This window comes from Massilia sp. 05N420 (assembly GCF_056397205.1).
In genome coordinates this window covers 136,798-159,279 of sequence record NZ_JBFTMX010000007.1, presented here as the reverse complement: position 1 = coordinate 159,279, position 22,482 = coordinate 136,798, and the positions used below count along the sequence as shown (strand labels likewise).

At 67.4% G+C, this 22,482-nt stretch carries 23 protein-coding genes; 12 read left to right on the top strand and 11 right to left on the bottom strand.

Translation table 11 applies throughout. The features are described from left to right. Positions 1-362: 362 nt before the first annotated feature. Genes AC1DIX_RS06465 through AC1DIX_RS06455 form a run of 3 tightly spaced genes read left to right on the top strand, consistent with a single transcriptional unit; the run spans position 363 to position 2,214 of the window. Positions 363-1,184: a universal stress protein gene (locus AC1DIX_RS06465; protein WP_477322929.1), complete on the top strand. Its 822-nt coding sequence runs from the start codon at positions 363-365 to the stop codon at positions 1,182-1,184. 1 nt (position 1,185) lies between these two features. After that, entirely contained in the window at positions 1,186-2,055 is an 870-nt protein-coding gene (locus AC1DIX_RS06460; protein ID WP_477322927.1) for a universal stress protein, read from the top strand. After that, positions 2,056-2,214, top strand: a complete 159-nt coding sequence (locus AC1DIX_RS06455; protein WP_477250345.1) for a hypothetical protein — start codon at positions 2,056-2,058, stop codon at positions 2,212-2,214. 1 nt (position 2,215) lies between these two features. Here the strand turns inward: AC1DIX_RS06455 and AC1DIX_RS06450 are convergent, their stop codons facing one another. After that, complete coding sequence (locus AC1DIX_RS06450; protein ID WP_477322925.1) at positions 2,216-3,019, bottom strand: AraC family transcriptional regulator; 804 nt, start codon at positions 3,017-3,019, stop codon at positions 2,216-2,218. Positions 3,020-3,112: 93 nt separating this feature from the next. On the opposite strand from AC1DIX_RS06450, the gene AC1DIX_RS06445 reads away from it, so the two are divergent. After that, positions 3,113-4,891 carry a peptidoglycan D,D-transpeptidase FtsI family protein gene (locus AC1DIX_RS06445; protein WP_477322923.1) on the top strand — a complete coding sequence of 593 codons (1,779 nt, stop codon included), beginning with the start codon at positions 3,113-3,115 and terminating at the stop codon, positions 4,889-4,891. Positions 4,892-4,897: 6 nt separating this feature from the next. Here AC1DIX_RS06445 and AC1DIX_RS06440 read toward each other — a convergent pair whose 3' ends face one another. Together AC1DIX_RS06440 and AC1DIX_RS06435 are read right to left on the bottom strand one after the other, a co-directional pair. Beyond that, positions 4,898-5,713 carry a LytR/AlgR family response regulator transcription factor gene (locus tag AC1DIX_RS06440; RefSeq protein WP_477322921.1) on the bottom strand — a complete coding sequence of 272 codons (816 nt, stop codon included), beginning with the start codon at positions 5,711-5,713 and terminating at the stop codon, positions 4,898-4,900. Beyond that, on the bottom strand, positions 5,710-6,813 hold the full coding sequence (locus AC1DIX_RS06435; protein ID WP_477322919.1) for a sensor histidine kinase: 1,104 nt from the start codon (positions 6,811-6,813) through the stop codon (positions 5,710-5,712). The genes AC1DIX_RS06440 and AC1DIX_RS06435 overlap by 4 nt, the downstream gene beginning before the upstream one ends. A 158-nt stretch (positions 6,814-6,971) precedes the next feature. Between AC1DIX_RS06435 and AC1DIX_RS06430 the strand changes: the two genes are divergently transcribed. Next, positions 6,972-7,997, top strand: a complete 1,026-nt coding sequence (locus AC1DIX_RS06430; protein ID WP_477322917.1) for a ribonuclease Z — start codon at positions 6,972-6,974, stop codon at positions 7,995-7,997. Here AC1DIX_RS06430 and AC1DIX_RS06425 read toward each other — a convergent pair. Beyond that, complete coding sequence (locus AC1DIX_RS06425; protein ID WP_477322915.1) at positions 7,945-8,688, bottom strand: siderophore-interacting protein; 744 nt, start codon at positions 8,686-8,688, stop codon at positions 7,945-7,947. The two genes, AC1DIX_RS06430 and AC1DIX_RS06425, sit on opposite strands and share 53 nt — an antisense overlap. Before the next feature lie 36 nt (positions 8,689-8,724). Between AC1DIX_RS06425 and AC1DIX_RS06420 the strand changes: the two genes are divergently transcribed. Continuing rightward, complete coding sequence (locus tag AC1DIX_RS06420) at positions 8,725-9,198, top strand: MarR family winged helix-turn-helix transcriptional regulator (protein WP_441933605.1); 474 nt, start codon at positions 8,725-8,727, stop codon at positions 9,196-9,198. A gap of 58 nt (positions 9,199-9,256) precedes the next feature. On the opposite strand, the gene AC1DIX_RS06415 is transcribed toward AC1DIX_RS06420, so the two are convergent. Both AC1DIX_RS06415 and AC1DIX_RS06410 read right to left on the bottom strand, forming a co-directional pair. After that, positions 9,257-10,087: a hypothetical protein gene (locus tag AC1DIX_RS06415; RefSeq protein ID WP_441933603.1), complete on the bottom strand. Its 831-nt coding sequence runs from the start codon at positions 10,085-10,087 to the stop codon at positions 9,257-9,259. A 160-nt stretch (positions 10,088-10,247) separates the two neighbouring features. Next, complete coding sequence (locus AC1DIX_RS06410; protein ID WP_477322912.1) at positions 10,248-10,805, bottom strand: DUF488 domain-containing protein; 558 nt, start codon at positions 10,803-10,805, stop codon at positions 10,248-10,250. A gap of 101 nt (positions 10,806-10,906) precedes the next feature. Here AC1DIX_RS06410 and AC1DIX_RS06405 point away from each other — a divergent pair, with 101 nt between their 5' ends. Further along, complete coding sequence (locus AC1DIX_RS06405) at positions 10,907-11,509, top strand: M23 family metallopeptidase (protein ID WP_477322910.1); 603 nt, start codon at positions 10,907-10,909, stop codon at positions 11,507-11,509. 69 nt (positions 11,510-11,578) lie between these two features. Next, positions 11,579-12,154 carry a hypothetical protein gene (locus AC1DIX_RS06400; RefSeq protein ID WP_477322908.1) on the top strand — a complete coding sequence of 192 codons (576 nt, stop codon included), beginning with the start codon at positions 11,579-11,581 and terminating at the stop codon, positions 12,152-12,154. Positions 12,155-12,447: 293 nt separating this feature from the next. Here the strand turns inward: AC1DIX_RS06400 and AC1DIX_RS06395 are convergent, their stop codons facing one another. Then, positions 12,448-13,059: a hypothetical protein gene (locus AC1DIX_RS06395; protein ID WP_477322906.1), complete on the bottom strand. Its 612-nt coding sequence runs from the start codon at positions 13,057-13,059 to the stop codon at positions 12,448-12,450. Between the two features lie 535 nt (positions 13,060-13,594). Between AC1DIX_RS06395 and AC1DIX_RS06390 the strand changes: the two genes are divergently transcribed. Further along, on the top strand, positions 13,595-15,256 hold the full coding sequence (locus tag AC1DIX_RS06390) for an alkaline phosphatase family protein (RefSeq protein ID WP_477322904.1): 1,662 nt from the start codon (positions 13,595-13,597) through the stop codon (positions 15,254-15,256). A gap of 70 nt (positions 15,257-15,326) precedes the next feature. Beyond that, complete coding sequence (locus AC1DIX_RS06385) at positions 15,327-16,781, top strand: Ppx/GppA phosphatase family protein (protein ID WP_477322902.1); 1,455 nt, start codon at positions 15,327-15,329, stop codon at positions 16,779-16,781. On the opposite strand, the gene AC1DIX_RS06380 is transcribed toward AC1DIX_RS06385, so the two are convergent. After that, complete coding sequence (locus AC1DIX_RS06380; protein ID WP_477322900.1) at positions 16,778-17,050, bottom strand: hypothetical protein; 273 nt, start codon at positions 17,048-17,050, stop codon at positions 16,778-16,780. The two genes, AC1DIX_RS06385 and AC1DIX_RS06380, sit on opposite strands and share 4 nt — an antisense overlap. Before the next feature lie 118 nt (positions 17,051-17,168). After that, the gene (locus tag AC1DIX_RS06375; protein WP_477322898.1) at positions 17,169-18,125 is read right to left on the bottom strand and encodes a diguanylate cyclase domain-containing protein; all 957 of its coding nucleotides are present in this window, start codon (positions 18,123-18,125) and stop codon (positions 17,169-17,171) included. Positions 18,126-18,256: 131 nt separating this feature from the next. On the opposite strand from AC1DIX_RS06375, the gene AC1DIX_RS06370 reads away from it, so the two are divergent. Together AC1DIX_RS06370 and AC1DIX_RS06365 are read left to right on the top strand one after the other, a co-directional pair. Beyond that, positions 18,257-18,799, top strand: coding sequence for a GbsR/MarR family transcriptional regulator (locus AC1DIX_RS06370; RefSeq protein ID WP_477322896.1), 543 nt, complete (start codon positions 18,257-18,259; stop codon positions 18,797-18,799). Next, the gene (locus AC1DIX_RS06365) at positions 18,796-19,773 is read left to right on the top strand and encodes a TIGR01777 family oxidoreductase (protein ID WP_477322894.1); all 978 of its coding nucleotides are present in this window, start codon (positions 18,796-18,798) and stop codon (positions 19,771-19,773) included. Before AC1DIX_RS06370 ends, AC1DIX_RS06365 begins: the two co-directional genes overlap by 4 nt. A 93-nt stretch (positions 19,774-19,866) precedes the next feature. On the opposite strand, the gene AC1DIX_RS06360 is transcribed toward AC1DIX_RS06365, so the two are convergent. After that, entirely contained in the window at positions 19,867-20,340 is a 474-nt protein-coding gene (locus tag AC1DIX_RS06360; RefSeq protein ID WP_441933581.1) for a SixA phosphatase family protein, read from the bottom strand. Further along, entirely contained in the window at positions 20,306-22,480 is a 2,175-nt protein-coding gene (ppk1, locus tag AC1DIX_RS06355) for a polyphosphate kinase 1 (protein WP_477322891.1), read from the bottom strand. The genes AC1DIX_RS06360 and ppk1 overlap by 35 nt, the downstream gene beginning before the upstream one ends. Positions 22,481-22,482 lie beyond the last annotated feature (2 nt).

Here is a 22,482-nt window from a genome sequence, read left to right as displayed (position 1 = left end):
GGCAGCAGCTGAACCGGGCTGAGTTGACGAAAAACCCAAGTCGTATATACTGATTCTAGTCCATCGAACCATAGCAAGGAAGCGTCGCGCATGGTCGCCGTAGTTTTCACCAAATTTGCTCAGTGCCTTTTGTCTCGCGGACTCAGCGTGTTCCACGCGCGTCCCGTGCATCTGTCCACTCGAGATCTCGCCTGCCTCTCCTGAGCTCGGCGAGACCTGAACGCATCGCCGTTCAGCGTCTCCCGAGCATCCTCACACGAACTGCCTGACGAGCCGCTGCGCCTTCGCGCGCCGGGCATTCGCGCAGTCCATTCATTTCGTTGACGTCGGCCAGCGCCATGCCGGCCGGGGAGGGCTATTGCATGAACGCTCCGCACATCCAAAGAATCCTGCTGGTCGCCGACCACGGCCGGCAGCCATGCCGGCTGGTGCAGCGCGCCGGCCGGCTGGCGTTCCACCTGGTGCCGCATGCCGTCGAGCGCGTCGCGTTGCGCGAGACCGGTAACGCGGACCATGGCGGCGCGGCCGCGCGGGTGCTGCGCATCGCCGGCCAGAAGAAGGCGGACCTGATGCTGTTTGCCGCCAGCCCGCGGCACTTCCTGCTCGAGTGGCTGCTGCCCTCGTGCGCGGTGAAGGTGATGCGGCGCAGCCGCCTGCCGGTGCTGCTGGTGAAACCGGAAACCACCGGGGAATACCGGAAGGTCGTGATCGCCACCGATTTTTCGCCGGAGTCGATCGCGGCGGCCAGGACCGCCTTCCAGCTCGCGCCCTCGGCCCACTTCATCTTCCTGCACGCCTACCGCCTGCCGGACGAGAACCTGATGCGGGAGCTGGAGCTGGAGCCGCGCCTGGTCTCGCTGTACCGCGAGCGGGCGCGCGTGGCGGCCCGGCAATACCTGCAGACCCTGGTCGACAGCCTCGCCGGCCACAGCGGCCTGTGCCTGTCCAGCGAGGTGCGCTATGGCCCGCCGCACCGGGTGGTGGACGACTTCGCGGAGGAAAGCGGCGCCGACCTGGTCGTGATCGGCCGGCGCTTCCGCCATGCGCGCGGATGGCCGGGGTTGTTCGACTCGGCCCTCAGGATGATCAGCCGGCCGCCCTGCGACCTGCTGGTCGGTACCGACGACGAAATCCGCATCTCCGGCCGCCGCCGCGCGCTGGAACGACTGGCAGAGGAGAAATGATGTGTCGACCTCCATCCTGCTTGCCTCCCTGTACCCCAATCCGCTTGCCCACGCCGCCCAGCGCGCGGCGATGCTGGCCCAGGCCCTGAACAGCCGGAGCATGGAATTCCTGTCCGTGATTCCGCCCGCCGAACAGGAGGGCGGCGACGTAAAGCACGTGTCCCTGGCGCGCTGCATGAACGACGTCAAGACAGCCTCCGCGAACGCGCTGATCCGCTTCGGCATGCGCTGCTCGGCCACCTTCGAATTCGGCAGCCTGTTCGAATCGACGATCCGGCGCGCGGGCCAGGCCGCTCCCGGACTGATCGCGATCGCGTGGCAGGCCCACCCCTGGTGGCCGGTGCTGCACAACTTCAACCTGATGCGCGACCTGTCGCGCAGCTGCCTGTGCCCGACCCTGCTGGTCCGCCAGGAAGCCCAGCGTCCCTACAGGCACGCGGTCTTCGCCAGCGACTTCTCCTGCGAGTCGCTGCAGACCCTGAGGGTGGCGGCGCGCCTGCTGCCCGGCGTGCGGATCACCATCGTCCATACCTATAAGGTCCCGGGCGAGGGCCATATGCGCACGGCGGGCGTGCGCGACGACGCCATCGACGCCTGCCGCCAGACCCTCGAACGCGAGGTGAAGACGGCCTACGCCAGAACCCTGGAAGAACTGAAGCCGGAAAGCTGGAAGCTGACCCTGGCCCTGCTGCCGCGCCCCACCGGGCTGTCGGTCACGAACTACGTGAACGCCGTCGGCGCCGACCTCGTCATCCTGTCCGGCAGCCAGCGCTGGCTGGTCGATGAATGGTGCTGGCAGTCCCGCGCCCGCGACCTGATCGGCAAGACCGCGAGCGACCTCTTGATGATCACCACCACAAGGAGAATATGAATGGAAAACATCGTCTACGGCATCTCCCTCATCGGCGTCTGCCTGTTGGCCGTGGCCTGGCAGGAATTCCGCAGCCTCAACCACCGCGACAGCCGGTTCATGGCCGGTGCCGGCGCCGTCATCGTGCTCGGCAGCGTCGCCGCCTCGATGTTTGTGTGAGCTATTGATCGCGCGGGAAGAACTCGCCCGGCGTCACGCCGGTGAACCAGCGGAAGGCGGCGATGAAGGCCGACATGCTGTCGTAGCCGCAGGCGACGGCAACGTCGGTGACGCGGTGGCCGCGTTCCAGCATGGGCAGGGCGGCCAGGATGCGCAGGCGCTGGCGCCAGGCGCGGAAGCTCAGGCCCGTCTGCTGCAGGAACAGGCGGCTCAGGGTCTTTTCCGAGACGCCGAGGCGCGCCGCGTGTTCGGACAGCGTGCGCGCGCTGTCCGGATGCGCTTCGAGCTCGCGGCAGATCTTGCGCAGGCGCGCGTCGCCGGGCCATGGCAGCGCCAGGCCGGCCTGCGGCGCGCGCGCCAGCTGGTCGAGCAGAACCGCCACCAGGCGGCCCTGCTCGCCGGCCTCGTCGTACTCGACCGGGTATTCGCTGAAGCCGCGGATCAACTCCCGCAGCAGGGGCGTGACCGTCACCACCCGGCATTCTCCGCCGGCTTCGGCGATGGCCGCCGGATCGACGTACAGGCTGCGGATCTCCGTTCCCTCGAAGCGCTGCACGGCATGCGGCGCGCCGGCCGGCACCCATACGGCGTGCAGCGGCGGCGCCATGTAGCGCGCGCTGTCGGTGATCACTTCCAGCACGCCGCGCACGGCATACGAGAACTGGGCCCAGGGATGGCGGTGGCGCTGTCCGATCGCGCGGTTCGGCAGGCCGTGCAGGTGGCCGTAGACCGGCCGCAGCAGGGTCCGCAGGGCCTGCAATTCCTGGATGTCGGCCGATGAGATGTCCGTTTGTCGATGTTTCATATCCGATGTGCGCCAAACCTCCGCAATGCACTACGTTACATTACCTGCCTTCGATTCACAACGGGTACCGGGCTGCCCCCTGAAAGAACAAGAATGATCGGAAGATTCACCCGAAAAAGCCGCGTGGCGGCACGCAATGGCCGGCCCTTCGCCGCCAACCCCCTGCTGGCCGAAAGCCTGCCGCGCTGGCGCTCCAGCGTGGTGCAATGCGTGCTGCTGTGCGCCTTCCTGGGCCTGGCCGGACGCGCCGTCTGGCTGCAGGTCTGGTCCGGTGAGTTCCTGCAGAAGCAGGGCGCCTACCGCTATGCGCGGACCCTCGACTTGCCGGGAACCCGCGGCCGCATCGTCGACCGCGCCGGCCATACCCTCGCGACCTCGGTGCCGGCGGTGACGGTATGGGCGATTCCGGAAGACCTGCGGGAGGCCGAACCCGACACCCTGCGCCGCCTGGCCGGGGTGCTGCAGTTGCAAGAGGCGGAGATCGCCAAGCGCATCGCGACCGCGAAGAACTTCGTCTACCTGAAGAACCAGGTCGACCCCGCCGTCGCCCGGCAGCTCGGCGCCATGAAGATCCGCGGGATCGGCTTTACCGACGGCTTCCGCCGTGTTTATCCGCAGGGCGACATGGCAAGCCACGTGGTCGGCTTCGTCGGCCGCGAGGGCAGGGGACTCGAAGGCATCGAACTGGCCCACCAGACCCGGCTAGAGGGCGCGTCCGGGCACCGGCGCGTCATCAAGGATCGTCTCGGGAATATCGTCGAGGACGTCGGCACCGACCTCAGGCCGCAGCCGGGCAAGGATTCGGTGCTGTCGATCAGCAGCGTGGTCCAGTACGTCGCTTCGAAGCAGTTGAAGGAGGCGGTCGAGAAGTTCCAGGCCAAGGCGGGCGGCGCCATCGTGGTCGATGCGCATACCGGGGAAATCCTGGCGCTCGCCAATTACCCGAGCTACGACCCCAACGACGCCGGCGCGCTCAAGGGCCCGGCGCTGCGCAACCGCGCCATCACCGACATCTACGAACCCGGTTCGGTGCTCAAGCCCTTCACGGTGGCGCTGGCGATCGACCGCGGCAAGGTGAGCGCGGACACCATGATCGATACCGGGCCGGGACGCTACGTGATCAACGGCGCGCCGATCTCGGACACCAGCGCCCACGGCATCATCAGCGTCAGCGACGTGCTGCGCTATTCCTCGAACATCGGCACCGCCAAGCTGGCCCTGGGCCTGCCGGCGAAGGATATGTGGGAGATGTTCACCAGCCTCGGTTTCGGCCAGCAGCCGCAGCTGGGCTTTCCCGGCGCCGCGGCCGGACGGGTGCGGCCCTACCGCTCCTGGCGCCCGATCGAGCAGGCCACCATGAGCTACGGGAACGGCATCGCGGTCTCGCTGCTGCAGCTGGCGCGCGCCTACACGATCTTCACCAACGACGGCAAGGTGGTCCCGCTGACCCTGGAGAAGAGCACGGGAACGCCGGCCGGCACCCGGGTGATCTCGCCGGCCACCGCGCGCACGATGCGCGAGATGCTGGAGAACGTGGTGGTGCAGGGCACCGCGAAGAACGGGCGCATTCCCGGCTACCGGGTCGGCGGCAAGACCGGCACCGCCTACAAGGCCGAGAACGGGCGCTATGTCTTCCCGCGCAAGTACATCGCCTCCTTCGTCGGCATCGTGCCGATGTCGGCGCCGCGCTTCATCGTGGCGGTGATGATCGACGAGCCTTCGGGTCGCTACCACTACGGCGGACAGGTGGCGGCGCCGGCCTTCGTGAACATCGCCTCGAACGTGCTGCAGGTGACCAATGTGGCGCCGGACGCCGCCATCGAGGACGTGCTGGCGGCGCCGGAGACATCGCCCGACGAGATCGAGGACTGAGAGCTGCTACATTTGCCTGAACAGGTGGGCGAACAGGGGGCTGACCTTCAGGCGGTCGCTGCGGCCGTGCAGGGCCAGGGTCAGCTTGCCCATCTCGTCGCGGCTGGCGCTGGCCACCTGCTTCATGTTGACGATGGCGCCGCGGCTGACCTGGCAGAACAGGGCGGGGTCGAGCTGGGACAGCAATTCCTTGAGCGGCAGGCGGATCAGGGCTTCGCTGTCGGCGGTGGCGACGGTCACGTACTTGTCCAGGGCCTGGAAGTAGACCACGTCCTGCACCGGGATCATGCGCACCACATTGCCGACCGCGGCGCGGATCATGCTCAGGCGCTCCGGCGCCGCGGCCTGGGGCAGCAGGGCGCGCATCTGCTCGACCAGGGCCGCCATGCCGCCGTCGTGGGCCGGTCCGCCGGCGCTGCCCAGGCGCTGGCGCAGACGTTCGACGGTGCGGCGCAGGCGCTCGTCGCTGACGGGTTTCAGCACATAGTCGGCGGCGGCCTGCTCGAAGGCCTTCAGCGCATAGTCGTCGTAGGCGGTCACGAACACGACCTCCGGGAAGGGCTGGGCGCCGTCCCACCGCTCGGCCAGCTCCTCGGCGGCTTCGAGGCCGGTCTGGCCGGGCATCTTGATGTCGAGGAAGAGCACGTCCGGACGCAGTTCCAGCGCCTGCTCCACCGCCGCCAGGCCGTTCGGCGCGGGCCCGAGGATCTCGAGTCCGGGCCACAGGCGCTGCAGCGACTGGGCGAGGATGGCGGCGAGTATGGGTTCGTCTTCGGCGATCAGGGCGCGGACAGGCCGGGCTGCGGCCATCGATGCGGTCATGGAAACTCCAGGGGAAGGTGGATGCGGGCGACCGTGCCCTGGGGCGCGGCCGGGGAAAGTTCGATATTCGCGCGCGGGCCGTACAGCACCTGCAGGCGCTCGCGGGTGGTGGCCACGCCGACGCCGCATCCCTTGCGGGATGGGGCGCTGCCGAGGCCCAGGCCAGTGTCGCACACGCTGATCTCCAGCAGGTCGCCGTTGCGCGCGGCGGCGATCGTGACCGTGCCGCCGTCCACCTTCGGCTCGAGACCGTGGACGATCGCGTTCTCCACCAGCGGCTGCAGCAGCATGGTCGGCAGGCGCACCGTGCGCAGCTCCTCCGGCAGGCTGCAGCGGTAGGCCAGGCGGGCGCCCATGCGCACCTGCATCAGGCCGAGATAGGCTTGCTGGGCGGTGAATTCCTGCTCCAGTGTGGTGGTCTCGTCACGCGACACGCTGAGGGTGGCGCGCAGGTACTGGATCAGCTGGTCCAGCATCTGGCCGGCGCGCTGCGGGTCGATGGCGATCAGGCCCTGCAGGTTGGCCAGGGTGTTGAACAGCATGTGCGGCTCGATCTGGGCCTGCAGCAGGCGCAGCTGGGCCTGCAGGGCCTGGCGCTCGACGGTCTCGGCGCGCGCATGGGCTTCGCTGCGTTCGAGCTTGATGCGGTCCATGCGTTCGCGGGCGACGACGATGCCGAGCAGGCCGAAGGAGCTGAGCATGGTGAACAGGACCATGCTGAAGCGCGGTACCGTGAAGTAGTGGGCGAGGTCGGGCATGTCGAGGCCGAGGATCAGGCTGCCGATGCTCAGGCCCAGGTAGTGCACGACCGGCGCCGCCGGCACCAGCAGGGCCAGCAGGACAAAGCGCCAGCGGCTGTGCCGCGCCGAGTCGCGCCAGAAAACCCGCCGCGCGCCCAGCACCACCACCAGGGCGACCATGCCGATGCAGAGCGAGACGACCAGTTCGGTGTACAGCTGATCCGGACGGCCCGCCGCCAGCGTCATCAGGACCGCTGCCCAGCCGCTGATGAGCACCGTTAGGCCGAAGATGCCGGCAAAGGCGAGCAGGGGGCGGCGTGGCGCCGGGCCCGGACCGGTCGTAGGAGAAAGAGTGCGCATCGGCTTTCCTGATTGCTAATATTCATCGAATTGTCGCCAGAGCGGGCGGCGCGGGCAAGCGCGAAATGACGAAGCCCGGTTTTGGCGGCGCGAAACTGGCCGCGGGAGGGGCGAAACGGCCCGATAATGCGCTCCATACCATCACAGGAAGGCAAGGCATGGAATTCCAGTTCCTCGGCACCTCATCCGGCACCCCGAGCAGGACCCGCAACGTGACGGCGCTGGCGCTGCGCTCGCTGGGCGGCGCGCGCGCGGCGCGCCATTGGTCGCTAGTCGATTGCGGCGAAGGCACCCAGCACCGCATCCTGCGCACCAGCTGGTCGCTGCACGAACTGCGCGCCATCTTCATCACCCACATGCACGGCGACCACTGCTACGGCCTGCCCGGACTGCTGGCCAGCGCCGGCATGCTGAACCGGACCGCGCCGCTGGCCCTGGTCGGGCCGCCGCAGTTGCGGCCTTTCCTGGAGGGCGTGATGGCGACCACCGAGCTGGGCCTGCCGTTCGCGGTCGATTACGTCGACGTCACCCGGGGCGACGAGATCGACGTGCTGCCCGACCTGCGGGTGGTGGCGACGCCGCTGTCGCACCGCATGCCTTCATGGGCCTACAGCTTCACGGAGCGGGAGGTCGAGCGCAAGCTGGACACGGCCAAGCTGGAGGCGGGCGGGGTGGCGCGCGGCGCCGCCTGGGGCGAGCTGCAGCACGGCCGCCAGGTGGTGCTGGACGACTGCCGCGTCCTCGACCCGCGCGACTGGCTGCTGCCGGGCCGCAAGCCGAGGAAGCTGATCGTCGGCGGCGACAACGACAGTCCAGGCCTGCTGGTCGATGAGGCGGTTGACGCCGAGGTGCTGATCCACGAGGCGACCTATACGGAAGAGGTCTTGCGGAAGGTCGGGCCGGGGCCCCAGCACAGTTCCGCCCGCATGACGGCGCTGGCAGCAAGCCGGGCCGGGGTGCCGAACCTGGTGCTGACCCATTTCAGCCCGCGCTACCAGCAAAGCAAGGAGGAGTCAACGCGAGGCGGGCTGACGATGGCCGACCTGGAGCGGGAAGCGCGGGAGGTGTATGAGGGCCGGCTCTTCCTGGCCAGCGATTTCGACCGCTTTGTGCTGGAGCGGAATGGGTGGCTTAACTCAGTTCCTCGTGATGATGGTCGGCCACGCCACGTTTCCAGTAGCTAGACACCCGCATATGCTGTTTCGGCACACCCTTGTCGACGAGCATCTGGCGCACCCGCGCCATCAGGGAGGCTTCGCCGCCGCCCCAGGCGAAGCCGGTCTGCGCGGCCGGCAAACTCAGTTGCTCCAGCGCCGCCAGTAATTCCTCGTTCGTGGCAGCCCAGTGCAGCTCGAGCTTGGCTTGGCCGGCGAATTTGCGGCGGTCGGCCTCGCCGGCCATCACGAACACGAAGGCGCGGCTGCCTTCCGGCAATTCTTCCAGGCGGCGCGAGATCGCCGGCAGGGCGGTATCGTCGCCCACCAGCAGATGCCAGTCCAGCTCCAGCGGGACGATCATCGAGCCGCGCGGTCCGCCGACCAGCAGGCGGTCGCCGATGCTTGCATTGCGCGCCCAGTCGGAAGCCTTGCCGTGGCCGTGGACGGCGAATTCGATCACCAGTTCCCGCGCTTCCCGGCTGAAGCGGCGTGGGGTATAGTCGCGCCGAACCTGTTCATCGTCCTCACCGAACATGAGCTTGACGTGATCGTCGAAGGAGAGCGAGCTGAAGTCGGCCAGCGCCTCGCCCGTGAAGGTGATGCCGAGGAAGCCGGGGGACAGGGTGTCGATGTTGCTGACTTCCAGTTTGCGCAGCTTGAGTTCGTGGCGTACGCGCTGAATCAGCGGCGCCGGATCCTGGGTGTGAACGTCAGTCATCCTCACTCCGAAAATTAGTTGATAATGTCATCCATTATGCCGAAACAAGTTGATCAAGTCAACCAACATGCGGGACGTCCGGTCGACGACGTGCTCGAGACCATGCATGCGATCATGCATCTCTACCGCTCGGCCCAGCAGCGCAGCCTGCGCGATGGGCCCAACGACCTCGCCCACATGGAGGTGAAGGCGCTCGGCTTCTTCGCCCGCCATCCCGGCGCCACCCAGAGCGAACTGGTGGCGCATTCCGGCCGCGACAAGGCCCAGGTGGCGCGCCAGATCCGCGCGCTGCGCGAGCGCGGCCTGCTGGAAGTCCAGGCCGACGAGGCGGACCGCCGCAGTTCGCGTTTGAGCCTGTCCGCCGAAGGCCGCGCCGTGCACGCCGCCCTGCACAGCAATGACGGCCGGCTGAAGGAGCAGGCCTTGCAGGGCTTCACGGCAGGAGAGCAGGACGCGCTGCGGGACCTGCTGGCGCGGGTGCGCGCCAACCTGCGGGCGATGCCGGACTGAACATTAGAGGGTGTAAACGAAAGCAATGCCCGCCTGAACCTCCCGTTCTTTCGCCTTGCTATTTCGGCGCGGGCAGGAATTGCATCTCGAAGTCAACGCCGCTTATGTGGCGATTCGCTGGGGTGAGTTGGATCGGGCTGGCGCCACCTGTCTGGGTCACCACGAGCTCGCCGAACCCAAACGCCGGGCCCGGGGTGAAGGCAGCAGGTATCGGCGACACGGCAACGGTCAAGCTCTTGCCGAGCAGCGCGCCTTTAATCGTATACGGGACAATATAGAAGTTGGGGTCGGCTGCGTTGACGCTTCCTTCGAGGCCGACGGCCTCTACGGTGACTTTGTCGAACGGGAACTGCCCGGGGATGGCGACCGTCACCTTGGTATCGGCGCTGATTGAAAAGTGCGTCGAGGCGTGTGGCGTGGCCAGGTTCTTGGACCACCGGATGTTCCCGCTGATGCTGGCTTCATCCAGGACAAGCTTGGCGCTCACGTTGTAGTAGAAGGACCAGAACTCGGCATCGCCTTCGCCTGTCACCGAGGTGTTCACCGTGAGGACGAGATCACCGTTGTCGCGAATGGAAAGGCCGGTCGACGAGATGATCCACTGTCCCCAGGTCTCCTCCTCGAGGATGTTGGCCATGCTTGCGCTCGTCGCTGCCTGTAGCAGAACGCCAGAGATCCGATCGATCGTCACCTCAACGACAGCGTCGGTCTCCGACGTGTGTGCGCCTATGCCCAGGAAACCGGAGCTCCCCTCGGCGCGTTGCCTTTGCACAGCGATGCCGGAATAGATGAGCAACCAGACATTGGGCTCGGCGGTCAGGACCGAGACCTTTTGGGGCAACTGAACCTGAGCGCTGTCATTGACGTTCAGCTTGATGGTGTTTGCCATTTGCATTCCTCCTGCCGTTCATTGAACTGAGCGTTTCCGTGCTTAGAACGTAAGGCGTGTTCAAAAGTTCAATTGGTCGAGCTCGGCCGGGATGCCGCGCCGAATCGCAGCCGCTCTGCCATCGCCGCCGACCTGGACGGGAAATGTTGTCTACACCCTTTTAGAAAAGATCGCCCTGCGCCTCGTCCTGGCGCTGGGTGTCGGACGGGTAGGTGATGTGCAGGCCATCCACGTGGGCGAAGGGCGTGAGCTTGTGCGGGCGCGGCGTTTGCGGACCGATGATTTCCTCGACCGGAATGCCGCGCACCAACAGCGCGTCGGCCACCAGCGAGCGGTGGCAGCGCCACGGCACGGCTTCGGCGCACATCAGGGCGCAACGCCGGTCTTGCGCCAGTTCGATGACGCTATCGAGGTTGCGCGCGAACTCCTCGGTCTGCATGTAGTCGGCGTAGCCGCGAAAGGAAGTGTTGCGCCAGCCGGCATTCGGCGAATCAGGACGCGGCCGCCTCAGCCCGCCCAGCCCGGCCAGGTAGCGGTATTCGATGCCGGCCGCGGCCAGCGATCCGGGCAACTGGTCCTGGCCGAACTGCGGGTTATGGCGCGACTTCGGCACCGTGCGGATATCGAGCACGCAGGCGATATGGTTGCGCTTCAGCAGCTCGACGAATTCCTCGATCGAGCGGTTCGAGTGGCCGATGGTGGAAACGGTCTGAGTCATCGCCGTACGTATCGATGTTGGGCCTTTCATTCTTGCACAGGCATGCGGCAGGCGGCGCCCGCACCGCTGGGAATCCGGCCGCCCGGCCCCATTTGGCCTGCATGCCTACCTTCGTCCGGCGCCTGGTCCTTGCCCCTGTCCTTGCCATTGGCCTGATCGCTCTCGAAGGCGTGACGCTGCCCTGGCTGGAAAACATCGCTTATGCCATCCGCCTCGGCGCCATGCCCACGCCGGCCACGCTGCCGGTGCCGGTCGCGGGCGTGCGGTCCTCGCGCCTGGTCGATACCTGGGGCGGTGCGCGCAGCGAGGGCCGCAGGCACGAAGGCATCGACATCTTCGCCAGGCGGGGCACGCCGGTGCTGTCGGCCACCGAAGGCATCGTGATGCGGGTCGGCACCAACCGGCTCGGCGGCCAGGTCGTGTGGGTGCTGGGACCGGGCGGCCAGCGCCATTACTACGCCCACCTGGACAGCTATGGCGACGTGCATCCCKGCATGCGGATCGATGCCGGCAGGATCGTCGGCTATGTCGGCAACACCGGCAACGCCATCACCACGCCGCCCCACCTGCATTACGGCATCTATACGGCGGGCGGCGCCATCAATCCTTATTCCTTCCTGCATTCCTACAAGCGCACTGGAGACGACGGCCTTGCCGCCGGAAGCAGCGCCCGCCGAACTACAATCGTACAAACCTATCCGTGATACGAAACAGAATGACCCGGCGACACCCTCGAAGCAAGAAACTTTGTCGAACCCAGGATCAACGATCAATTGAGGCCGGACACCGTGCTGTGGCGCTATCTGGACGCCGCCAAACTCTTCGATTTTTTCGAGAATGCGACCCTGTTCAAGCGGCGCATGCGCGAGTCCGTTTTCATCAATTGCTGGCACCGCAACCAGGACGACAGCGCCGCCATGTGGGCGCTGTACGGCAAGTCGGGATGCGCGGTGGCGCTGACCAGCACGGTCGGCCAGCTGGCGGACACCCTGCGCGGCGTGGACAACGAACACGATATCGCGATCGAGCGGGTCGAGTACGTCAAGCACTGGCGCGATCTCAAGCTGGATGTCTCGCCCGCCTATGCGCGCATCTTCGCCTACAAGACCAAGGCCTACGAGTACGAAAAGGAAGTGCGGTTCATTATCGATCGTACAGGGCGCGATCCGATTCCGGAGTCATTTAACTCCGGAATCGTAGTACCTATCGACCCGTCCCGGCTGCTGCGCAGCATCGTGATCGCGCCCGACGCACCGCCCTGGTTCGAACAGCTGGTGCGCCAGTCGGCGCGGTTTTACGGCATCAGGGCGCCGGTGCGGCGCTCGAAGCTGGCGACGGATCCGATCTGAATCCCTCCGCGGACCCGCTGCCGTCGTCGTGGTGGACGGGTGCGAACCAGCAGGCCAGGAAAGACGGAATCGTGGCGACCATCACGAAATCGAAATGGCTCACATAGGCCTTCCTCCAGCATCTTCGCCGCCAACGACCTGCCCCCCTGCGGGGCCCGGCTGGCCCGTTCGGGACCGACGAGAACCCTGCCCGCTTCGAGGACCGTTGCGGCTTCGACCCCGAGAAAGAGGAGCGCCTGCCGGAGATGCTGGCCTGGCGCGACGTGCACCGCGGTTAGGCGATCGCTACGCGTTCACCACTTGCAGCCCTTGCCGGTGACGGCGCTGGCGGCCAGCGGGATCACGGCCAGCACGCCCAGGCCGGCGTAGGCGTTGCGGCAGTCGGCCGGCTTGGCGCGCTCGATCGCCTCGCCCAGCTTTTCGTCGCGGGTGGCGCGCATCGGACGTCCGCGGCCGTCGGCGCCGCCGCTGCCGGCGCCTTCGCCCTTCACATAGGCGCGTGCGGCGCCGCGTGCGGCCTGCAGGTCGAAGCTGACGGCGGCGGCGCTGTGCGCCGGGGCGCTCTCCGCGGCCACGGCTTCATCCTGCGGCGCCAGCATGATGACGGGCGGCGGCCCGGCGGCCTTGGCTGCTTCAGACGCCGGCGCCGCGCGTTTTGCCTGGGCGGCGGCAGGACTCGCGGTCCTCGCGCGGGACGATTGCGGCGGCTGCGGCGGCTGCGGCGGCGGCAAGGCCTCGGTGCGCGGCGGCGCCAAGCGCAGCAGGGTGAGCTGCATGCTCGCCACCGGCGCATCGTCGGGCGGCACCCGCGGCGCCATCTGCACGAGCCAGGCCAGCACCGCGGCATGCGCCAGCAGGCTGAGGCCCAGGCCGTAGGCCGTCCGTCGTGGAAGTGGAATGCTCATCCGGCCATTCTAGCGGCATGGGACCGCGCAAAATGCGCGGACTGTCACAGCGCAGGGACCGGCCCCGGACGTTTACCGCGTCCACGCCGGCCCGGCACCAGCAGGCCAGGCCCCAGCATCCAGGCCATCGACGGTTCGGGCACGGGCAGGGCGGGCGTCGAGGTCCAGACGAAGGCATCGGCAACCAGATAGCCGGAGGCGGTGGCGTCGCTGTCGTTGAGGAAGCTGACGTCGAAGTTTTGCTGGCCGTCGAAGCGAAGCGGCTGACTTGGGTCGCTGGTGGACGCCTCCGAAGTCAGGCCGTTCGACCATTAGCTCACCCTGCCGTCCGCGAACGCCAGCTTGACCTTCGTCTCGCTCCGGGCGCGCGCGTACTCGTGCAGGTCGATGTCGGTGACGCTGCCGCTGGCCTGGGCGCTGGAGCTGAGCATCACCCCGGTATGCGGCGAACAAGCAACTCGGCGGCAGCACCGTGTCGCCGCTGGTGTGATGGGAATGTCATCAAATTGACACATTGGCTTCCTACAATGCGCGCATGCCATCCATCAAGCGCTTCTCCCTACTCGTTTCCTGCACCGCCGCACTGGCTGGCGCTTCCTTCGATGCCGCCGCCGCCCCGGTCCGCGACACCCCGCCGCCCAAACTGGTGCTGGTAATGGTGATCGACGGCCTGCCTGCCGAGCAGCTGCAGCGCTACCGCGGCCAGTTCGCGCCGGACGGCGGCCTGCGCCGCCTGCTGGAGCAGGGCACCCAATTCACCAACGCCCACCAGGCCCACGGCGTGACGGTGACGGCGGTCGGCCACTCGGCGGTATTGAGCGGCGCCTATCCCTACCGCCACGGCATCATCGGCAACAACTGGATCGACGCCAGCGGCCGCCTGGTCTACTGCACCGAGGATGCGAATTACAAATACATCGGCGAAGAGACCGGCGAGCATGACGGCACCTCGCCGGCCAGGCTGCGCGTCGACACCCTCGGCGACCAGCTGCGCTACGCCTCGGGCAATCGCAGCAAGGTGGTGGCGGTGTCCGGCAAGGACCGCGGCGCCATCCTCCTGGCCGGCAAGACCGGTACCGCCTATATGTTCATGGACAAGACCGGCGACTTCGCGTCCAGCACCTATTACATGCAGCAGCACCCGGCCTGGGCCGAACGCTTCAACCAGGCCAGGCCCCAGGACCGCTATTACGCGAAGTCCTGGAAGCCGCTGCTTCCCGCCGGCGCCTACGTCGACGATGCGCCGGACCCCGAGCCGAGCCTGAAGAGCCCGAACCGCTTTTCCTTCACCTTCTACAGCGAGAGCGGCGAACCGGGGGCCGATTACTACACGCGCCTGAAGGCCAGCCCGGCCATCGACGAGCTGACCCTGGAATTCGCCCAGGCCGCGATCGAGGGCGAGCAGCTCGGCGGCAATGCCAGCGGCGCCACCGACCTGCTGGGCGTCAGCCTGTCCGGCCACGACTACGTGAACCACGCCTATGGCCCGGAAAGCCGGATGTCGCACGACCACCTGCAGCAGCTCGACCGCATGCTCGGCAAGTTCTTCCGCTACCTCGACCAGCGCGTCGGCAAGGACCAGGTGCTGGTGGTGCTGACCGCCGACCACGGTTTCGCGAATACCGCCGAGTTCTCCAGGAGCCGCCACATCGACGCCCGCCGCATCGACCAGAAGCCGCTCGTCGCCGGTCTCGAGGCCGAGCTGGGCAAGCGCTTCGGCATCGCCGGCCTGGTGAAGCATGCCTACGCGCCCGAGGTCTACCTCGACTATGACGCGATCGAGCGCCACAAGCTGCCGCGCCGGGAGGTCGAGGACGCCGCCGCCCGCTGGCTGCTGGGCCAGCCCGGCATCGCCGAAGTCTTCACCCGCAGCCAGCTGGAGCAGGGCGTGGCAGGCAAGTCGCGGCTGGCGCTGCTGATGCAGCGGGCCTGGAACCGCGAGCTGTCCGGCGACCTGGTGCTGGTGCCGACCGCCTACTCGTCGTTCGGCAGCGGCGACAGCGGGGCCACCCACGGCACGCCCTACGCCTATGACACCCAGGTGCCGCTGGTGCTGATGGGCCGCCCCTGGATCCGCAGCGGCGCCGCGCCGCAGTATGCCGAGGTGGTCGACATCGCGCCGACCCTGGCCCACCTGCTGCGCCTGCGTGCCCCGGCCGGCGCCGAGGGCAGGGTGCTGGACGAAGCACTGAAGTGAGATGGAAACGGGTCCGGCGTCCATGGCGGCTATACTGCACACAACGCCACCCCGGACCTATCTCAATTTCATGTACGCAGCCGTCGACCTGGGCTCCAACAGCTTCCGCCTCCACATCGGCGAACCGATCGCCGGCCAGATGCACATCGTGCGCACCGCGCGCGACCCGATCCGCCTCGCGGCCGGCCTGCAGCCCGACGGGGCGCTGAGCAGCGAGGCCATGGAAACGGCGGTGCGCAGCCTGCGCGGCCTCGGCGCCATCCTGCGTCAGCACAAGCTGGACGCGGTGCGGGTGGTTGCCACCAACACCATGCGCGTGGCCACCAATGCCGAGGCCCTGCTGCCGCGCCTGGAAGCGGCGATCGGCCATCCGATCGAAGTGATCTCGGGCGAGGAGGAGGGCCGGCTGATCTACATGGGCGTGTCCTGCGCGCTCGGCCGGCCGGGCGAGCAGCGCCTGGTGATCGACGTCGGCGGCGGCTCGACCGAGGTGATCGCCGGCCGCGGCGACGAGATCCAGCTGGTCGAATCCTTCAGCATCGGCACCCATCCGCAGAGCGCCACCTATTTCCCCGGCGGGCGCATCGACGCCGCCTCCTTCGAAGCCGCCGTCAACGGTGCCCGCGCCCGCTTCGAGGACGCCGCCGCCCAGTACCGCGCCCACGGCTGGCAAGCCGTGCACGGCTCGTCCGGCACGATCCGCGCGATCAACGAGGTCATCACCCGCAACCGCCTCGGCGACGGCAGCATGTCCTTCGACAGCATGCTGGTGCTGCGCGACCGGCTGATCGAAGCCGGCCACGCCGACGCCTTCGACCTGCCCGGCATCAAGCGCGAGCGCGTGATCGTGATGGCCGGCGGCCTCAGCGTGCTGCTGGGCGCGATGGAGGAATTCGGGGTGCGCGCGATGAACGCCATCAATGCCGGCCTGCGCCTGGGCGTGCTGTCCGACCTCGACCTGCGCGCCCGCCGCAGCGACCGCCGCGACAGCGCGATCCAGGACTGCATGCGCCGCTTCGGCGTCGACGAGCAGCGCGCCCTGCGCACCGCCTCGATCGCGCGCCAGCTTTACGACAGGCTGGGTCCGGCCGACGATGCCACGCGCCGCCAGCTGCTGTGGAGCTGCATGCTGCACGAAGTGGGGCTGGCGATCTCCCACACCGGCGCCCACAAGCACGCCGCCTACATCGTCGAGCATGCCGACCTGCCGGGCTTCACCAACCGCGAGCAGCGCCTGCTGAGCACCATCGTGCTGGCCCAGAAGGGCAATCTGCGCAAGGTGAGGGAGGCGCTGGGCACACCCGACCTGGCGCGCGCGGTGCTGGCGATCCGGCTGGCGGCCGTGTTCATGCACGCGCGCGTGGACGCCGACGTCGACGGCCTGAAGCTGCGCATGAAGAACCGCATCGAGATCGATACGCCGCGCGGCTGGCTGAAGCAGCATCCGACGGTGGCGGCCTGGTTCGAGAAGGAAGTCGTGGCCTGGGGCGAGGTCGGGGTCGGCTTCCAGGTGGCGCAGGTCTAGAAGGTCGAACAGTTAAAGAAGCCGCGATGGCCGAAGCAGGTCGTTGTCGTCGGCGAAGTCCGGTAGCGCTCGATGGCGTGCTTGGTGTCCATCGTGAGGATACATGAGCGCCACTGCTCGGAGTCGCGCGCATTTCCCAGTCTTTCGCACGCCGGACCGTACACCGCGATCATCTCGTCCACTTCGCGCTGCTGTTGCGCGGCCCGGTCCGCTTGCGTTGTGCAGCCACCCAGCAGCAGCGCCAGCGTCAATGCCAATGTCGTACGCATGTCAAACCCCCTCTCGGCTTCCCGCGCACCAACGGTGGCACGACGGCGAACGTCAACGTTCACCGGTTAATTCCTTTTCGATGTTGTAAGGTTCTATGGGAAACGCATCGCGGGGCGATCAGGCCTCGGCGTCGCAGATCCGGTCGCGCCCCGCGGACTTCGCCTGATAGAGGCGCCGGTCGATGCGGTCGAGGAATACGTTCGGGTCGTCCTTGGGGCCGGGAACGATGGTGCCGACGCCCATGCTGACGGTCACCAGCCGCCCGACACCCGAGCGGGCATGTGGAATTTCCTTCTGCTTCAGCAGTTTGCGGCAGCGTTCCGCCTTGTCGAGGGCGGCTTGCTGGCCGGTCGCCGGCAGCAGCAGCACGAATTCTTCGCCGCCGAGGCGGGCGCACAATTCGCCCGGAAGCGAAGCGCCGGCTTCCATTGCCTGGGCCACGCGCCGCAGGCATTCATCGCCATGCACGTGGCCATAGTGATCGTTGTATTGCTTGAAATAATCGACGTCGATGATGACGAGCGACAGCGCTTCGCCGGTTTCGCAGGCTTTTGCCCATTCGACGGCATAGACGGTATCGAACATGCGCCGGTTGGCGATGCCGGTCAGGCTGTCGCGGTAGGACAGGACCTCCAGCTCACGCTGTAGTTGAAGGATCTTGTCCTCGGCCTGCTTGCGTGCGGTGATGTCGAACATGAAGCCGACCAGGGAATCGACGCTGCCGTCCGGCCGGCGTACCACGTGCACCACGTCGCGGATCCAGACATGGTCGCCATGACGCGTCAGGGCCCGGTAGTCGGCCTCGTGGTCCACGCCCCGCTGCGACTGCGCCACACAGAAAGCGACTGTCTTTTCGCGATCCTCCTCGTGGATGCGATCGGCCCAATCGTTCACGGTCAGCCAGCTCGACGGGCTCCAGCCCAGCAGTTCCTCGATCTGGGGGCCTATGTAGGTGAAGCGCATCGTGGTCCAGTCGATGCGCCACGGGATGGCCTTGGTCGATTCCAGGAGCGTGCGATAGACGCCGGGATCGTCGCAGGCAAGCGCCTGGAAAGTCGGGAGGGTAGATGTCATCGGTAGATACGCTTGGCAGGTAAAGCATTGTGCACTATTTACGTGTCGGCCCGACACTATTTCCAAAAACAGTTTGACAACGGTTTCAGTATGTTCTTTAATTTCTGTATTAACAGAAGCCAGAGAAAACCATGCTGAACAGCCCGACCGCGCAGAAATTCATCCTCCACTGGGGCGAGATGGGCACCCGCTGGGGCGTCAACCGCACCGTCGCCCAGATCCATGCGCTGCTGTTCCTGGCGGGGCGGCCGCTGACCGCCGACGACATCGTCGACACCCTGGGCGTGGCGCGCTCGAACGTCAGCAACAGCCTGAAGGAGCTGCAGAGCTGGAAGCTGGTGCGCGTGTCCCACGTGCTGGGCGACCGCCGCGACCACTTCACGGCCCTGCAGGACGTCTGGGAAATCTTCCGGGTCATCGTCGAGGAGCGCAAGCGCCGCGAGATCGACCCGACCCTGAGCGTGCTGCGAGAGTGCGCGATCGAAGGCACGCAGGACCGCGAACTCGACGCCGCCGCCCTGGCCCGCATGCAGACCACGCTCGACTTCCTCGAGATGCTCAGCGCCGGCTTCGACGATTACAGGCACCTGTCGCCGCAGACCCTGCAGCGCATGCTGAAAATGGGCGGCAAGGTCGCCCGCTTCCTCGGCCCCAACGACAAGGAGAGCACATGAAAGCCGCCACCGACATCCAGGCATCGCCGATCATCGTGTTCGACGAGACCAAGCGCACCGTGCTGGTGACCGGCGCCACCGGCTTCGTCGGCCGGCACCTGGTGGATGCGCTGCTGCGCGACGGCCACCAGGTGATCGCCCTGACCCGGCAGCCGGAGCAGGCCGTGCGGCTCTTCGGCGGCAGGGTGCGCTGCATCGCCTCGATGGACGGGCTGGACCCGGCGACCAGGGTCGAGGTGGTCGTCAACCTGGCCGGCGCCCGCATCCTCGGGCCGCGCTGGAGCGGCAAGCGCAAGGAAGCGCTGCGCCGCAGCCGCATCGGGCTCACCCGGGGCGTGGTCGACTGGATCGCGCGAGCGGAGCACAAGCCTTTCGTGTTCCTGTCGGCGTCCGCGATCGGCTACTACGGCATCCAGAAGATCGGCGACCAGACCGCCCTCGACGAGAGCGCGCCGCCGCAGCCGATGTTCATGTCGGACCTGTGCCGCGAATGGGAAGAGGCGGCGGGTGAAGCCGCGCGGTATGGCGTGCAGGTCGAGTGCATGCGCTTCGGCCTGGTGCTGGGCAAGGGCGGGGCGCTGCCGATGCTGCTGCTGCCGATCCGGATGGGGCTGGGCGGCAGCCTGGGCGGCGGGCGCCAGTGGCTTTCGTGGATCCATGTGGACGACCTGGTGCGGGCCATCGCGCATCGCTGGCGGCAGGCCGCCAAGGCCGGCGGCGGCGAGGGGCGGCGCGGCGCCACCAATTTCACGGCGCCCGAGTGCGTGAGCCAGGCGGAGTTCAGCCGCATCGCGGCGCGCATCTGGCACCGCCCCGCGCTGATGCCGACGCCGGGCTGGCCGATGCGGCTGGCGCTGGGCGAGCAGGCCGACCTGCTGCTGGAGGGGCAGCGGGTGGTGCCCGCGCGGCTGGAGCGGGAAGGTTTCGTGTTCCGCTATCCCGGCCTGGCGCGGGCGCTGCAAAGCCTGAAGTGAGAGCGGCGGGCGAAAGATCTGCAACTAACCGACAGTGCAATCAAGACCCACGGCAAGCCGGGGCCTGAACGGCCCCGCCGGCGAACAAGGTGCTCAGCGCAGCTTCCCGACCAGGTCCGGCCCCACTGCCAGCCGCACGAAAGGCGCCGGATCCGCCTCGCCCTTGTGCGCAATCCAGAACACGCTGGCCTTGCGGATCTTCCACTCGTGCGGCTCGCCGCAAAAGATCAGCGAGGCCACCTGGCCCAGCAGCGGACTGTGGCCGACGATGACCACCGGCAGGCGCGCATTCGGCCAGCCGCTCGCTTCCAGGATGGTTTGCGGCGTCGAGTCGGTGTTGAGGGCGTCGACGGTCTGGAACTTGCGGCCTAGTCCCTCGGCGGTCTGAACGCAGCGGGTGGCGGGGCTGGACAGGATGCGGCACTGGGCCGGCAGCTGGCGGTCGAGCCAGGCGCCGACGCGCGAGGCGTGGCGCGCGCCCTTGGGCGTCAGCACGCGCAGCTGGTCGGCCGCCTCGTCCGGCTTGTGCGCTTCAGCCTCGGCGTGCCGCCACAGGATCAGTTCCATGTTCTGTCATCTCCAGGTTGAGTTCCTTGTCGTGCTGGTCGGCCGTGCCCATGCCCAGGGTCTCCATCAGCTGCTGCTGGGCGCTGTACGCCGCCTGGCTGCCGCGCGGCTTGCGGCGGCGGTAGTGGCCGTCGCTGCCGAGTTCCCAGGTGTTGACGTTGTCCTTCAGGTAGACCTGCAGGCCTTCGCGGATCACCCGTTTCTTGAGGGCCGGCGAGCGGACCGGGAAGGCGATTTCGACACGGCGGAACAGGTTGCGGTTCATCCAGTCGGCGCTGCTCAGGTAGACGTCGTGCTGCAGCTTGTTGCGGAAGTAGAAAATCCGGCTGTGCTCGAGGAAGCGGCCGACGATCGAACGCACCCGGATGTTCTCCGACAGGCCGGGCACGCCGGGCCGCAGCGAGCAGGCGCCGCGCACGATCAGGTCGATGCGCACGCCGTCGTTCGAGGCGTCATACAAGGCGCGGATCACCGACTCGTCGGTCAGGGAATTCATCTTGGCGATGATGCGCGCCGGCTTGCCTTCGCGCGCGATCGCGGCTTCCTGGCGGATCGCCTTCACGATTTCTTTCTGCAGCGAGAAGGGCGCCAGCCAGATGCTCGAGAGCTGGGTCGGGCGCGTCATGCTGGTGAGGTGGATGAAGACCTCGTTGACGTCGGCGGTGATGTCCTCGCTCGACGTCAGCAGGCCGAAGTCGGTGTAGTGCTTGGCCGTGGTCGGGTTGTAGTTGCCGGTGCCGAGGTGGGCGTAGCGGCGCAGGCCCTGCGGTTCGCGGCGCAGCACCAGGGCCAGCTTGGCGTGGGTCTTCAGGCCGACCACGCCGTAGACGACCTGGGCCCCGGCTTCTTCCAGGCGCTCGGCCCAGTTGATGTTGGCTTCCTCGTCGAAGCGCGCCATCAGCTCGACGATGACGGTGACTTCCTTGCCGCGCAGCGTGGCTGCGATCAGCGCGTCCATCAGCTCGGAATTTTCCCCGGCGCGGTAGATGGTCTGCTTGATCGCCACCACGTTGGGGTCGGCGGCCGCGCAGCGGATGAAGTCGATCACCGGTTCGAAGGACTGGAAGGGGTGGTGCAGCAGCACGTCCTGGCGGCCCAGCACGTTGAAGATGTCCTGGCGGTTGACCAGCTTGGCCGGAAAGCCCGGCACGAAGGGCGCGAACTTCAGTTCGGGCCGCGCATTGGTGTTGACGATCTCCAGCAGGCGGCCCATGTTGACCGGGCCGTCGACGGCGAACAGGCGCGAACGGTCGATCGAGAACTGGTCGAGCAGGAAGTCGGCCAGGTGCGGCGGACAGCCGCGGCCCACTTCCAGGCGCACCGCGAAGCCGTAGTTGCGGCTGTGTAGCTCGCTCTGCAGGGCCTGGCGCAGGTTCTTGACCTCTTCCTCGTCGACCCACAGGTCGCTGTTGCGGGTGACGCGGAACTGCGAATACGAGACCACTTCGCGCCCGGTGAACAGGTCGGCCATGTGGGCCTGGATCACCGAGGACAGCAGGCAGTAGGAGGCGCCCGGCTTGTCGGACAGCTCGTCCGGCAGGCGGATCACGCGCGGCAGCACGCGCGGCGCCTTCATGATCGCGATGCCGGTACCGCGCCCGAAGGCGTCCTTGCCGGCCAGTTCGACAATGAAGTTGAGGCTCTTGTTGATCACGCGCGGGAAGGGGTGGGCCGGATCGAGGCCGATCGGCGTCAGCAGCGGACGCACTTCCTTGTCGAAGTACTGCTTGACCCAGGCTTTCTGGGCGGCGTTGCGGTCGGAGCGGCGCAGCAGGTGGATGCCGTTCTCGGACAGGCGCGGCAGGATCTCGTCGTTCAGCAGCGCGTACTGGCGCGCGATGATCTTGCGGCATTCCTCGCTGACGCCGTCCAGGTTGACGCTGCCGCTGTCGTCGATGCCGGCCTGGTGGCGGTGCTGGGCCAGCAGGCTGGCGACCCGTACCTCGAAGAATTCGTCGAGGTTGCTGCTGACGATGCACAGGAAGCGCAGGCGCTCGAGCAGGGGCACCGAAGGATCCTCGGCCTGTGCCAGCACGCGCCGGTTGAATTCCAGCAGCGATATCTCCCGGTTCAGGAACAGGGCCGGGCTGTCGGCGATGGGCGCGACCAGCGCCTCATCCGGTTTTGACTTCATGTCCATTG